The organism is Ruegeria sp. BHSC037 (assembly GCF_059613045.1).
The window spans coordinates 1-12,642 of sequence record NZ_JBXWRT010000023.1 but is presented as its reverse complement, the minus strand read 5'-3'; the positions used below and the strand labels follow the sequence as shown (position 1 = coordinate 12,642).

Annotated in this window: 13 protein-coding genes and 1 tRNA gene; 10 read left to right on the top strand and 4 right to left on the bottom strand. The window is 60.9% G+C overall.

Going from position 1 to position 12,642, the window contains the following annotated elements:
• The first annotated feature begins 494 nt into the window (after positions 1-494).
• From AC2FMN_RS17000 to AC2FMN_RS16990, 3 genes are all read left to right on the top strand, one after another.
• Positions 495-779, top strand: a complete 285-nt coding sequence (locus AC2FMN_RS17000; protein ID WP_496689634.1) for a hypothetical protein — start codon at positions 495-497, stop codon at positions 777-779.
• Between the two features lie 205 nt (positions 780-984).
• Positions 985-1,245, top strand: coding sequence for a hypothetical protein (locus AC2FMN_RS16995; RefSeq protein WP_496689632.1), 261 nt, complete (start codon positions 985-987; stop codon positions 1,243-1,245).
• Between the two features lie 30 nt (positions 1,246-1,275).
• Positions 1,276-1,812 carry a hypothetical protein gene (locus AC2FMN_RS16990; protein WP_496689630.1) on the top strand — a complete coding sequence of 179 codons (537 nt, stop codon included), beginning with the start codon at positions 1,276-1,278 and terminating at the stop codon, positions 1,810-1,812.
• Here AC2FMN_RS16990 and AC2FMN_RS16985 read toward each other — a convergent pair.
• Both AC2FMN_RS16985 and AC2FMN_RS16980 read right to left on the bottom strand, forming a co-directional pair.
• Positions 1,793-3,202: a D-alanyl-D-alanine carboxypeptidase family protein gene (locus AC2FMN_RS16985; protein ID WP_496689636.1), complete on the bottom strand. Its 1,410-nt coding sequence runs from the start codon at positions 3,200-3,202 to the stop codon at positions 1,793-1,795. The genes AC2FMN_RS16990 and AC2FMN_RS16985 overlap by 20 nt on opposite strands.
• A 262-nt stretch (positions 3,203-3,464) precedes the next feature.
• Positions 3,465-4,166: an HAD family hydrolase gene (locus tag AC2FMN_RS16980; RefSeq protein WP_496683466.1), complete on the bottom strand. Its 702-nt coding sequence runs from the start codon at positions 4,164-4,166 to the stop codon at positions 3,465-3,467.
• 92 nt (positions 4,167-4,258) lie between these two features.
• Between AC2FMN_RS16980 and clpS the strand changes: the two genes are divergently transcribed.
• From clpS to hemF, 4 genes are read left to right on the top strand one after another with little or no spacing between them, the layout of a single operon-like run.
• The gene (gene clpS, locus AC2FMN_RS16975) at positions 4,259-4,600 is read left to right on the top strand and encodes an ATP-dependent Clp protease adapter ClpS (protein ID WP_496683464.1); all 342 of its coding nucleotides are present in this window, start codon (positions 4,259-4,261) and stop codon (positions 4,598-4,600) included.
• A gap of 26 nt (positions 4,601-4,626) precedes the next feature.
• Positions 4,627-5,592, top strand: coding sequence for a class I SAM-dependent methyltransferase (locus tag AC2FMN_RS16970; RefSeq protein ID WP_496689628.1), 966 nt, complete (start codon positions 4,627-4,629; stop codon positions 5,590-5,592).
• A 37-nt stretch (positions 5,593-5,629) separates the two neighbouring features.
• Positions 5,630-6,430 carry an SDR family NAD(P)-dependent oxidoreductase gene (locus AC2FMN_RS16965; protein WP_496683460.1) on the top strand — a complete coding sequence of 267 codons (801 nt, stop codon included), beginning with the start codon at positions 5,630-5,632 and terminating at the stop codon, positions 6,428-6,430.
• Between the two features lie 5 nt (positions 6,431-6,435).
• On the top strand, positions 6,436-7,320 hold the full coding sequence (gene hemF, locus AC2FMN_RS16960) for an oxygen-dependent coproporphyrinogen oxidase (protein ID WP_496683458.1): 885 nt from the start codon (positions 6,436-6,438) through the stop codon (positions 7,318-7,320).
• 3 nt (positions 7,321-7,323) lie between these two features.
• Here hemF and AC2FMN_RS16955 read toward each other — a convergent pair whose 3' ends face one another.
• A complete protein-coding gene (locus tag AC2FMN_RS16955; protein ID WP_496689626.1) occupies positions 7,324-7,734 on the bottom strand; it encodes a hypothetical protein in 411 nt (136 codons plus the stop codon).
• Between the two features lie 202 nt (positions 7,735-7,936).
• On the opposite strand from AC2FMN_RS16955, the gene AC2FMN_RS16950 reads away from it, so the two are divergent.
• Positions 7,937-9,193, top strand: a complete 1,257-nt coding sequence (locus AC2FMN_RS16950) for an aminotransferase class V-fold PLP-dependent enzyme (protein WP_496689624.1) — start codon at positions 7,937-7,939, stop codon at positions 9,191-9,193.
• Positions 9,194-9,283: 90 nt separating this feature from the next.
• Positions 9,284-9,359: transfer RNA gene (locus tag AC2FMN_RS16945), tRNA-Val, on the top strand.
• 541 nt (positions 9,360-9,900) lie between these two features.
• Here AC2FMN_RS16945 and AC2FMN_RS16940 read toward each other — a convergent pair.
• Complete coding sequence (locus tag AC2FMN_RS16940) at positions 9,901-10,941, bottom strand: helix-turn-helix transcriptional regulator (protein WP_496689623.1); 1,041 nt, start codon at positions 10,939-10,941, stop codon at positions 9,901-9,903.
• An 82-nt stretch (positions 10,942-11,023) separates the two neighbouring features.
• On the opposite strand from AC2FMN_RS16940, the gene AC2FMN_RS16935 reads away from it, so the two are divergent.
• Positions 11,024-12,304 carry a membrane dipeptidase gene (locus AC2FMN_RS16935; protein WP_496689621.1) on the top strand — a complete coding sequence of 427 codons (1,281 nt, stop codon included), beginning with the start codon at positions 11,024-11,026 and terminating at the stop codon, positions 12,302-12,304.
• Positions 12,305-12,642: the final 338 nt, after the last annotated feature.

Genomic DNA, 12,642 nt, shown 5'->3' with positions numbered 1-12,642 from the left:
ACAACCGTCTTTCCAGTCCGTCAGGCCGCCTCTCCAGCCCGTCACCAACACCTCACCAGCGCCGGTGAAGGGGGTTCTAAGATTATCCAACCAAAGCCGCAAGGGGAAAATCGCATCTCGATGCATTTTTTTGCAGATCGACATTTTATCTTTTATTATCAAATGATTGACTGCCTGGCCGCGGTAGGCATACCTACATCAATGAAGTGCGGCACTGCGCGCTCAGCTGCGGCCCTCAGGCCGGAGGATTCGCGCCCCACAATATATTGTACACATCGCACCCTACGCCACAACGAAGAGCGACTCGCATCGCGCGGCATCTGCCCCTTCCACCACGCCTCGGCGCTGGATTCGGAGCCCCCCGCCATGCGCGATGCCGGCTGCGGCGCTTGAATAGCCCGCAGAAGTTGCCCAAGGGTCAACCACCGCCTAGCATGATCCGCAAAAGCTCGACCTGAGTTCATCACACCGCCCATCCGCGCAAGGAGGCGTCCATGTCTCTCGATCTGATGACCTACCAACTGCGAGGGGACAAGATGAACTCGGACTTCTTCCACGAATACCTGCCAAAAATCTATCAGCACCGACAAGCCTCGGGTGTCACAGAGCAAGTCGGCCAGATGGCGGCCATCATCCTCGAGGTGGAACCCGAGGCGATCTTTGACACTTTGGTCGAACTCTATGTGATGCCCCGTAGCGCCATACCGCAAACTATCTGGGGCCGACGCATCGGTTTTCCGTTCTGCACGCGCATCAGGTCTTTCCGGCGCTGGTCCTGATGGCCCGCTCAGCGCCGGCTTCGCGGACTACAGCTCGCGCCTCAATCGCATGTACCCGCTGGCCCGGGCGTCACCGCGGACCCGCTATGTCGGCGCGGTCTGATCCGCGCGCGACCTTAACGATCTGCGCAACACCCTCGAGGATCAGAACATCCGGTTCGACTATGCCAGCGACACGGAAAACCCCTTCCACACATTGGACGGGATGCTGTTCATCACCCTATCGGATTTCACCTGCAACCGGGCCGGCTATTCGGCGCTGGACTTCAACGACCCCGACAGTCTGGGCCTGGGCGAGCGGCTGATCCTGAGCGTGGCCGAGCAGGACCGCTTGACAAGGGCCGCCGAGTTAGGCGCGGACAGCGGGATCGCACCGCTGATGCTGGGCTTGGACCATCTGGCCACGCGGGTGCTGACCGGCGAACGCGAGGATTTGATCCTCGAGTTTCTGACCATGGTGCCCTAGTATTTCTGGGGCGCCTACAACATCGCCGAGATGAATTCGTCGACCAATGTCAACCGACACCCCGGCGTGGACGACGACAAGAAATCCCCAGCCAACGTCTTTACCGCGAACAACACCCCGTCCTTCGTGAACTCGTTTGCCAAGCTGCCGATACCCACCGAGGATGTCGTGCGCAATTTCGGCCGGCGTCTGCACCACATGGTGGTCGAGATACGCGACGGCGACCATGCCGGCGGCGAAAAGAACGTATATTTCGTGGTCAACACCTTGAAGGAAAAAGGCGTTCCGTTTCTCGCCCATGTCGTGGGGGAATTCAAAGACGACCCGAACCTAAAGCAGATCTTCTCGAAACTCTCGAAACATACGCTGCTGATCACCGAGTATTTCCAGCGGTGCCACCACTATGAGGGCTTTTTCACCAAGGACAACGTCGCCGCCCTGAACGCCGCCGCGGGTCAGGACGAACAGTACCGGCACGGAAACGTCTTCGATTTAAGAAAGTCTGCGGAATTCCGCAGCCGATGCCTTCAGGAGAGAATGCCGAACCTTATGATGGTCCGATCATGAAACAGGTGACATTGCGCGCCTTGAGGCGGCGACAGGCCAGATCGGCCTGCTCGCGGGTCATGCCCTGGAATGTGGCCTCGAAGCCCTTGGAGCTCTGGTTCACTTTACGCAACGAGCCTTCCAGCGTGGTCATTTCCGACAGCGCCGTCTTCAGCAGCACCTTCTCGGCCTCGTACCGCGTTGCGAAGCGGCCCACATTGACGCCCCACAGATGGCCGCCCGAGGTGGACAGCCGCGTGACGATTTCCTGCTCGGGTTTGGCCTCGGCCGGTTCGGTCGAGGCCAGCACCAGGTTGTCGGGCCGCAGGGCCGGGCGCGTGTCGGCGGTTTCGACCGGCGGGGCCGTGGGCGTGGTCTGGGCGGCGACGATTGCCTGGGCGATGCTGTCCTGGATGCGGGGCGCGTTCTTGGCGGCTGTTTCGGCAACTACGCTCGCGACTTGAACCGCGACCCCGGCCCCCGGACGCATGACCGGGCGCAAACTCTGTTGCGGCGCACCGATCGCGCGCGCCACCTGGGTGCCGCCCAGACCTGCATTCCCGGCATAGGCCGGACGGGACGGTTTGCGGATCGGGGCGCGGGACGGGGCGCGGCGGAACCCAAGGTCCAGCAACTCGGCCACCTTGGCGTTGCGCCAGGCGCTGGACTTGCCGCCGAACACCGTGGCGATGATGCGTTCGTTTCCGCGCTTGGCCGAAGCCACCAGGTTGAACCCGGCCGCGCGCGTATAGCCTGTCTTGATGCCGTCAGCGCCCTTGTACGCGGCCAGCAGGCGGCGATTCGTGTTAGGAACCGTCTTGATGCCTGCATATGTCGATTGGCGTGAGAACAGGTTGTAGTATTCGGGATAGTCGTAGAGGAGATGCCGGCCCAGCGTGGTCATGTCACGGGCGGTGGACAAGTGGCCCGACTCCGTCAGACCATGCGCATTCTTGAAGGTGGTGCGGGTCATACCCATGGCTTTGGCCGTACGGGTCATGCGGCGCGCAAAGGCCGCTTCGGACCCGCTGAGCGCGATGCCGATGGCGGTGGCCGCATCATTGGCCGATTTCACCGCCGCGGCCCGGATCAGATAGCGGAACGCAATCTTCTGCCCGGCGCGGAGCCCAAGTTTCGACGGCGGTTCGGCCGCCGCATGATTGGTGATCGTCACGGGGGTGTCCAGGGTGATCTCGCCGTTCCGAACGGCCTCGAACGCGATATACAGCGTCATCATCTTGGTCAGCGACGCAGGGTGGAGGCGGGTATCGGCGTTGCGCGAATGCAGAACCTCTCCGGTGCGCGCATCGATCACCATCGCCGCGTAAGGCGCGGCCAGCGCCTGAGTCGCTGCTACTGCAGCGATCCAAATCACCGCAATGAGGAACAAGCCCGCCCGGGCCGGAATCATCCGCCGAATCTGCACGATCTTTGCCTCTGTCTGCCTCGCGCCGCCGGATTTTTCCGGTCGGCATTTTTGTTGATTGTCTTAACGATAGCACAGGCCCCCAACGAAATAAACCGAAAGCTGTCCGAATCCGTCGTCCCTCGGGCTCCGTTTCACCGCTACATCTTGGGCACCCGATCGCGCGGGCCACCACGGAGGCCAAAGCGGCAAAATAAAGGCCAGGGAGCGGTCAAGTAATCATCCGGTGCGCCCTATCGGACACAGGTCACGTGAAACGGTCGATCAGCGCCGGAAGGTGGCCCAGATGCTCGATCTCAAGAAACCGGGGGTGGCCGGATGGGATCTCGGCCCGCTCGATGTCCCAGACCAGCCCATGTGGAACATGCACACCCCAGGCGCCAGTCTGAATAGGGGCAACGACATCCGATCTGATCGAGTTGCCCACCATCATCACCCGGTCCGGCGCATGACCGAGACGCTGGAATATGGCGCGATAGGTTTCGGGGTCCTTCTCAGACACGATCTCGACCTCGTCGAACAGATCGCCCAGCCCCGACTGAGCCAGCTTGCGCTCCTGGTCGATCAGATCTCCCTTGGTGATCAGCGCGATGGCATGCGTTTCGGCCGCGGCCTCGACCGCCGTGCGGGCGTGCGGCAGAAGCTCGATCGGATGGGCCAGCATCTCTTGCCCCGCCGCGATCAACTCGCGGATGACGCGGGCCGGAATCCGATCATCGGTGACGTCCAGCGCGGTCTCGATCATCGACAAGACGAAACCCTTAATGCCGTAGCCATAGTGCCGGATGTTGCGCCTTTCGGCCGCCAGAAGGCGCTCCATGAGGTGGTTATGATCGGCATGGTCGGCCAGCAGCTCGGCAAAGCGGGCCTGGGTCAACCGAAAGAACCGCTCGTTTTGCCAGAGCGTGTCGTCAGCATCGAAGGCGATGAGGGTCAGGTTTTCATGCATTCCGATTCCGCCGGTTGCTCTTTCCTCTGGGCGCGCTGACGTTATATAAGCCCTGAAACGACCCGAAATGTGAATCGGAAAATCTCGGTACAATGCTGACTGCCCGTTGGATGATGGCTGGCAAATCGGAAGACGATGGCGACACGTCCATCCTTGTCCAGACCAAGCCCAAGACCAAGCGCCCGCCGCTGTACAAGGTGCTGCTGCTGAACGACGACTACACGCCCATGGAATTCGTGGTGCATGTACTCGAGCGGTTCTTCGGCATGTCGCACGCGCAGGCGTTCGAGATCATGCTGACCGTTCACAAGAAGGGCGTGGCCGTGGTGGGCGTATTCAGCCATGAGATCGCCGAAACCAAGGTGGGGCAGGTGATGGATTTCGCCCGCCGCCACCAACACCCTCTGCAATGCACCATGGAGAGAGAGGAGTAGGGCCGCGTGCCTCGGTCCCACAGCCCATGTCCACTCGTCTTCACCTTGCCCTGCAACAGGGCCTGACCCTGCCCGAGCCGGTTTCGGTGATCGGCCCGACACCGGAGCATGACCTTTCGATGCTGCCAGGCGGCACGCAGGTCGTCCAACCGTTCAAACCGTTTTACGACCATTTTCAGGCGCAGGGATTCGACGCCACGCCCCGGGCCGATGCGCCGTGCGGCAGCGTCATCCTGTTTCTGCCGCGCGCCAAGGCGCTTGCGCGGGCGATGATCCATCAGGCCAGCCAGCGCACCGGTGGTCCGATCGTAGTGGACGGCGCCAAGACCGACGGAATCGACAGCCTGCTGAAAGACATCCGCAAACGCGTGGCGGTCGAGGGACCGATTTCCAAGGCACATGGCAAGATCTTCTGGCTCCGGGCCAGTGCCGACACCTTTGCCGACTGGGCCGCGCCGCAGGAACAGAGAGCCGACGGATACCGGACCGCTCCGGGCGTGTTCTCGGCCGACGGGATCGACCCCGCCTCGGCCCTTCTGCGCAAGTCCCTGCCGGCCAAGCTGGGGGCTAAAGTGGCCGATCTGGGTGCGGGCTGGGGGTACCTGTCCGCAGGGGTTCTCGAACGCGACTCGGTGACCACCCTGCATCTGGTTGAGGCCGACCACACCGCACTGAGCTGCGCCCGGGTCAACGTGAGTGATCCGCGCACCCTGTTCCACTGGGCCGATGCGGTGACCTGGACCGCGCCCGAGCCGTTGGACACCGTAGTCATGAACCCGCCGTTCCACACCGCGCGCAGCGCCGACCCGTCGTTGGGTCAGGGCTTCATCGCGTCGGCAGCGCGCAACCTGACGCGCTCGGGCAGCCTGTGGATGGTGGCCAACCGCCATCTGCCCTACGAAACCACCCTGTCCGAGACCTTCGCGCGGGTCGAGGAACTGGCTGGAGACAACCGCTTCAAGGTATTCCATGCCTCTCGCCCTCGGCGGTGAAGCCGTCTAACCTGCGCCGAGATTCTGGAGGAACCGCATGTCATTTTCCATAGCTGGCAAGACCGCCATCGTGACCGGAGGCGCAAACGGCATCGGGCTGGCGATCGGCCGCCATTTCGCCGACGCGGGCGCCAACGTGATGTTCGCCGACATCGACGAAAAAGGCCTGGCCGACGAATTGGGCGAACAGGTCGACGACGGCAACATCAGGTATTTTGCCGGAGACCTGCGTGAAAAACTGACCGTAGCCAACCTGCTGTCCGCCACGCTGGACGCGTTCGATCAGGTGGATATCCTGGTCAATGGCGCGCGGCAGGTGATCCCCTCGGACCCACTGGACCCCGAGGACGACTCGGTGCGCGCCCTGCTGAACCAGAACCTGATGCCGACCCTGCGGCTGAGCCAGATGGTCGCCAACCGGATGATCAAACAGGCCGACGGCAGCGAAGACACCCAGATCGGCTCGATCATCAACCTGTCCTCGATCGCCGGGCGCCGTACGCATCCCGACCTGCTGGCCTATTCCGTGGCCAGCGCGGCGCTGGATCAGCTGACCCGGTCGCTGGCCGTGACCCTGGCGCCGCACCGCATCCGCGTGAATGCGATCGCGCTCGGCTCGGTCATGAGCGCCTCGTTGCAGACGACCCTGAAAGACAACCGCGACTTTCGCAAGGACATCGAAAAGCACACACCGCTGGCCCGCATCGCCGCCCCGACCGAACTGACCGACACGGCGCAATACCTGGCGTCCGAGGCCTCGGGCTTCATGACCGGCCAGATCCTGACAATCGACGGAGGCCGCACCCTGCTGGATCCGGTCGCCGCCCCAGCCCACTGAGCCCAATGTTCGATACCGAAAAAGCCACCGCCTCTGCCTGGTTCCGCAGCCTGCGCGATCAGATCGTCACCGCCTTCGAGGCGCTGGAGGACAGCCACGACACCGGTCCCTTCAGCGATGCCGAACCCGGCCGTTTCGAGGTCAAGGAAACCCGGCGCCAGTCCGAAGATGGGTCCGACGCGGGCGGCGGGCTGATGTCGGTCATGCGCGGCGGCCGCGTGTTCGAGAAGGTCGGCGTCAACGTCTCGACGGTCTACGGCACACTGGGCGAGCGGGCACAACAGGCGATGGCCGCGCGCAAGGGCATCCCTGGCATGGCCGACGACCCACGGTTCTGGGCCTCGGGTATCAGCCTTGTGGCGCATATGCAAAACCCGCATGTCCCGGCCGTTCACATGAACACCCGCATGTTCTGGACGCCTCATGCCTGGTGGTTCGGCGGCGGATCCGACCTGAACCCCTGCATCGAATACCCTGAGGACACGGCGCATTTCCACGCCACGCAGAAGGCGCATCTGGACCCGCACGGACCGGGGCACTATCCGCGCCTCAAGGAGTGGGCCGACGAGTATTTCTACATCCCGCACCGCAAGCGCGCACGGGGCGTCGGCGGGATCTTCATGGATGACTACTGCACCGGCGACTGGCAAGCGGATTTCGCGCTGACCCAGGACATCGGCCGGGCCTTCCTGCCGGCATTTCTGCCTCTGGTGGAAAAGCGGCGCGTGCAGCCCTTTACCGAGGCCGACAAGGATGTGCAGCTGGTACATCGCGGGCTGTATGCCGAATACAACCTGGTCTATGACCGGGGCACGAAATTCGGCCTGGAAACCGGGCATGACCCCGACGCCGTGCTGATGAGCTTGCCGCCGCTGGCCAAATGGGTCTGAGGTTCAGAACCCGAAATCCATGAAGTTGTCATAGCAGTAGTTCTGCGCGGACGAGGCCGACATGTTCTCGCCCACCCGGTTGACGGTGATCGAATATCCTGGCGTGGTGTCCGCGCCCGGCGGCGGCTTCAGCGAAAACTGGACCGTTCTGGCCCCTTTCTCGTAGGCTTTCCAGACATAGATCCGCTGCGCGCGCGGCACGCCGAGTTGGCGGATGGCATAGTCTCCGATGCCGCACCAGTAATTGACCGCTGCGGACGAGCCGATCGCCTTTACCTCGTAGATACCATCGCCGACAGGGCGGATCTCGGTGCGGTAGGTGGGGCGAACGCTGAGGCCAAAGCCCCGCGCCTGCGCCGCGAGCGGCGCCAGAAGAGACGTGCAAAGCAGAAAGAACACAAGGAAACGCGCCATCGGAAAACCTGTCAGCTGAAACTCGCTGCCGTTCATGATAAGGCGCGGGCCCTTCGAGTAAAGCCACAGAGGCCCGCCCGCCGGTCGCCGGTGGGCACGGCAAGCCGGGCACCACCGCCACGGGGCGCGGAAACGATTGACCCGGGCGCACCGACGTCCATAGATGCGGGGCAGGCATATTCGACAGGACAGGACACCCGCCATGCTGCACGAAACACCGGGATTGCTCGACGCCATCCGAGCGCGCTTTGCCCATGTGGAAAGTTGTCCGTTTCAAGGTCCACGCATATTCTTCGAAAACGCGGGGGGGGCACTGACGCTGAAATCGGTGGTCGACACCTCGGCCCGGTTTGCGGCCATCCCGGACAATCAGGGGCGGGACAACGTGGCCAGCCACGCCCTGGTCGACATCATCAACCGTGCCAAGGCCGATCTGGCGGTGTTCATGAACGCCTCCTCGGGACAATTCTTCGTTGGCGAAAGCGGCACCGAGCTTTTGTTCCGCATGATCCGTACGGCCTGCGTGAACGCGCCCAAGGGGGCAAAGGTGATCGGCAGCAGCATCGAACACCCGGCCAGCCGCAGCGCCGCGCGCCGCTGGGCCGGAATCGCCGGGCTGGACTATGTGAACGTGCCTCATGACGACGAGACGGGTATGGTGACGGCTGCGGATTATGCCGCGCTGATGACCCCGGATGTCTCGGTCGCGACGATCCTGCACGCTTCGCCGGTGACAGGCATGGGCATGGACGTGGCCGCGATCGCCAAGGCGATCCGCGACGTCGCGCCCGATTGTTTCATCATCGTCGACGGCATCCAGCACGCGGCGCACGGACAGATGGATATCGACAGCTATGGTATCGATGGTTACGCGATCTCGCCCTACAAAGTGTTTTCACGCCACGGCTACGGGATCGCCTGGATTTCCGACCGGCTGACCGCCCTGCCGCATGACATGCTGATCGGCGCGCCGGAAACGGGCTGGGAGTTCGGCACCCGCGACACCGGCGCCTATGCCACCATGTCGGATGTGGTTGCCTATTTCGACTGGCTGGGCGGCCAAGTGTCGGACGCGACCGACCGCCGCGCCCGGATCGAGGCGGCCGGCCGGGTCATCCATGCCTACGAAATGCACCTGACGGATGCGATGATCAACGGCACCGGCAACCTGCCCGGGCTGCGCGACATGGATCACGTCACGATCCTTGCGGGCGCGGACAACCCCGCGCGCGAGGGGCTGGTTTCGATCGTGGTGGACGGAATGCCCTCGCCCGAGGTCGTGTCTCACCTCAACCGGCAGGGCATCCGCACCCATACGCGCAAGGCGGATCACTACAGCGGCAATGTTCTGGACCCTCTGGGCCTGAGCGACTGCATCCGAATCTCGCTGTGCCACTACAACACCGAGCACGAGGTGGCACAGCTGCTGGCCGTCCTGAAGGATCTCAAAGGTCAGTAGCGGCGCGACAGGGTTTTCCGGCGGATTCCTTCCGGGAAGTTGCACTCTCCCCCTTGCACGCGCGTCCCGGCTTGGCTACATCCCCCTCACGGGTGATTAGCTCAGTTGGTAGAGCGCTTCGTTTACACCGAAGATGTCGGGAGTTCGAGTCTCTCATCACCCACCATCCTTTCCTCGCAATGCATAAAGGTCTTACGAGACGGACACTTATTGCTGTGCTGCATGTGAAACTGTGTCCGCTGCGCCTCCTCTGCACTTAGACAGAAAAGATGTCTCCAACACAGGAGATATGGGCCATGGCAACAATTGTAAAACAGCCTACTGCATCACAGCGGCGCATTGAGGCCCGGTTCAAGGACGTCATAACGTGGGATCGATATGGTCAATTGGAGTTGGACCATATTACCCTTCTCTCAGCTGCAGGGTCTTTGGAAAACCTCGTCGAACTTTGCCACTACAGCAACCTGCAACCTCTTTGGAAGCGGGACAACCTAGTAAAGGGCGGGGCGTAAGCCTCGCCCCTGCGAGTGGGCATCTATCTTCTTCGGGTTTAGCCGGTTTCAAGAGTGGCATAGTCCGCTCTGATAGCGTGTTCCGGTTAGCAAGACCACGTCGACATTCCCTGAGTTTTAGCCGAACTTCCGCTATGCGGACAATGCGGTCATTGGGAAAGGGTCCGAGCCGAAGCTATCTTTACGGCGATTTTGCTAGCTTCTTGGGGTTGAATTGGCTTTCAATTGAGCGCGAAACACGCGCGGCGACGCGCCGGTTTTGACTTTGAAGGCGCGGGAAAAGTTCGACAGATGCTGGTAGCCCAACGCGCTTGCTGTATGTGAAATCGGCGTGTCCGTTTCGCTCAGCATGTACTCGGCCCAGTAATGACGTCTTGCATCCACGATCTGGGAAAACCTGCGCCCGCTTTGGCGCAACCTTCGTTTCACGGTGCTGCCACTGACACCCAGTTCGCGTGCAACGCAGTCCAGCCGTGCCTGCCCGGACCAGATTAACCGATCAACGATAAAGTCGATGTCGTCGATTGATACCGGCGTGTCCGCATTCCGCGCATGATACTGGTTCAGTTTGGCAAGACCGGCATCCAAAGGCGTGTTCAGCAGGTCCGCATCCAGAACGATATCGGTCCACGTATTGCCCCATCGGATGTCGATACCATCCCAGTCTGCCGGCACCGGCAACGGCCGGTCGTTGGAGGCCAGCCTTATCTGCAAAGGCCGTGCGTCCGGGCCCGCGCAGAGCGCAATAATCTGCATCAAGACGGTAACCATGTATTGTTCGGTCTGCCACCTGCCTACGCAATCTGGGAACATCACATTTCGGCGGAACACAACAGTGTTGCCTTCCGGGAGTAGCGCGTATTGCGCGCCGTTGTTCTCAAACGTGACATCTTCGACGAAAAACCGCAGCAACCTGCCCAGCGTGGATGCCATGCGCACCCGCATGCCGCCCAAATCGCCCGTTGAATGAACCGGGTGCTCCTGCGCGGTCACATGGCCTAGGTGGTCCAGGTCCAAGGCCTGCGCCGCAAAACCAATAAAGCGCCAGGCCGAACGTTCGCCGATCAGACCCTGCCCCTCAAGCACTGCGTCCAGAGGCATGCCAGCGCGCTCTGCAAAACCCGCAATATCGCCGCCCCGCCGGGAAATCGTGTCGACAAATGGCATAACCTGCGCGGCATTGATTAGGACCAGTTCGGCCTGTCTGGGACGGTTCTGCGACACGGCGATCTCCATTCAAATGACCCACAATGATAAGTCATACTCTGTTAAGCTGGGCCCGGGAATACTCGGTTGATGTTGCAACCAGCACGATCTCATGCCCTCCGCTGGGCAGTTTATTGAAAGGAAATTGTACAGGATGAAGTCGACGCTTTCCGCCATATTTTTTGCCTTTGGCATGACGGCCGCTTTCGCCAGCGAAGAAAGCAAGACCTGGCCCGCTTCGGAAGAAGCCAAGCAATTTGTTCAGGACACCATAGTGATTGGCATGCTGGCTAGCCCCTATGGCACCGGCTGGACGGATTACGAACAGCTGCACACTTATTTCCAGCGCGCGCGCGATAATGGCATCACCGGGCATGAAATGACACTGGCTGCTGCCGACATGTCGTTCGAGACCCTGCTAGAACAGCATTACCATTTCCGCGCGGCCATGGCGCAGTTCCCCGAAAACTACCTGATCGTGAACCAGACCCGAGATATCGAAGCTGCGCATATCCAAGGCAAGACGGCGGTGATCTGGAACAGCCAGACTGCAACGATCCTGAATGGCGATCTGAAAAAGATGGCCCTGCTCAAGGACATGGGCATCAAATCGATGATCCTGGCCTATAACGATATCTTCCGTACTGGCTCGGGCCAGCTGGCCGCCTACAATGGACGCGATATCGGACTAACGCCATGGGGCGAATCTGTGATCGATGAAATGGTTCGCTTCGGCATCCTGCTGGACCTCAGCCATACCGGGTCGAAAACAGCCAATGATGCGATGGATTACATGGATGCGAACTATCCCGGCGTGCCTTACGTCTATACCCATTCGGTGCCTGCGGGTTTGTATTTGGATGAACCCAACCGGACATCGCGAGGATGCTATCGCGCCATTCACGATGACGAGGCGGTCCGCGCAGCAAACTCCGGTGGCTATGTCGCGCCTACCTTCACCGAATGGATGATGGACGGCATCTGGCCAGAAGATATTTCGCCCAAACAAGCCGCTGATATGATCGATTACTATGTGCAATTGGTTGGGGTGGATCACGTCGGCATTGCCACCGATGACATGTTCTCAACCGAACTGGTGGTCGATTTCGCCACCGCCAACGCAACAATGTATGACGACGGCGGCTACATGATCGACGCGTTTAATCGCGGCGCTACTGGCAATGGCGAACTGGCTAAAATCCTTGCGGCAATTACCGATGACCTTTGGGCACGCGGATACTCCAACGAAGACCTCGCCAAGATCTATGGCGGTAACAAGATGCGCGTCTATGCGCAGGTCTGGGAAGGCAAACCGCCCAAGGTGTTCCTGCAGGAATATCCCGAACGCCTGCGGATACGGCGCGAAATGGAGCAGATGTTTTTCTCTCGCTAGCAGCATTTTCGGGATTGCAAGGTTAGGCCTATCTTTGGAACAAAGCGGACCATCCGCTTTGGGTTCGAAGCAGTCGTTGCTTGAATTCAACTTAAAGTCTGGTCTGCGGGCGATACAGACTTAGAATGTCTCTGTCGCTACGCGTTATGTGTGCACCTTAGAAAGGTTGAGCAGACTTTACATCACAGTGAAGGATTTTGCGACGGGCAGGTCTAATCTTTGGGTAGCGGAGGGACGCGCTTTCAGCGCCATGTCGGATATGAAAGCCGCACTGAGTGCGGTGCGAGGGTATTGTAATATATGTTGGAATTTGGTTGCGGGGAGAGGATTTGAACCTC

Bases quoted from the DNA above. Each gene is read 5' to 3' on its own strand.
- AC2FMN_RS17000 (WP_496689634.1), top strand. From the start codon at position 495: ATGTCTCTCGATCTGATGACCTACCAACTGCGAGGGGACAAGATGAAC.
- AC2FMN_RS16995 (WP_496689632.1), top strand. From the start codon at position 985: ATGCTGTTCATCACCCTATCGGATTTCACCTGCAACCGGGCCGGCTAT.
- AC2FMN_RS16990 (WP_496689630.1), top strand. From the start codon at position 1,276: ATGAATTCGTCGACCAATGTCAACCGACACCCCGGCGTGGACGACGAC.
- AC2FMN_RS16985 (WP_496689636.1), bottom strand. From the start codon at position 3,202: ATGATTCCGGCCCGGGCGGGCTTGTTCCTCATTGCGGTGATTTGGATC.
- AC2FMN_RS16980 (WP_496683466.1), bottom strand. From the start codon at position 4,166: ATGCATGAAAACCTGACCCTCATCGCCTTCGATGCTGACGACACGCTC.
- clpS (WP_496683464.1), top strand. From the start codon at position 4,259: ATGCTGACTGCCCGTTGGATGATGGCTGGCAAATCGGAAGACGATGGC.
- AC2FMN_RS16970 (WP_496689628.1), top strand. From the start codon at position 4,627: ATGTCCACTCGTCTTCACCTTGCCCTGCAACAGGGCCTGACCCTGCCC.
- AC2FMN_RS16965 (WP_496683460.1), top strand. From the start codon at position 5,630: ATGTCATTTTCCATAGCTGGCAAGACCGCCATCGTGACCGGAGGCGCA.
- hemF (WP_496683458.1), top strand. From the start codon at position 6,436: ATGTTCGATACCGAAAAAGCCACCGCCTCTGCCTGGTTCCGCAGCCTG.
- AC2FMN_RS16955 (WP_496689626.1), bottom strand. From the start codon at position 7,734: ATGGCGCGTTTCCTTGTGTTCTTTCTGCTTTGCACGTCTCTTCTGGCG.
- AC2FMN_RS16950 (WP_496689624.1), top strand. From the start codon at position 7,937: ATGCTGCACGAAACACCGGGATTGCTCGACGCCATCCGAGCGCGCTTT.
- AC2FMN_RS16940 (WP_496689623.1), bottom strand. From the start codon at position 10,941: ATGGAGATCGCCGTGTCGCAGAACCGTCCCAGACAGGCCGAACTGGTC.
- AC2FMN_RS16935 (WP_496689621.1), top strand. From the start codon at position 11,024: ATGCCCTCCGCTGGGCAGTTTATTGAAAGGAAATTGTACAGGATGAAG.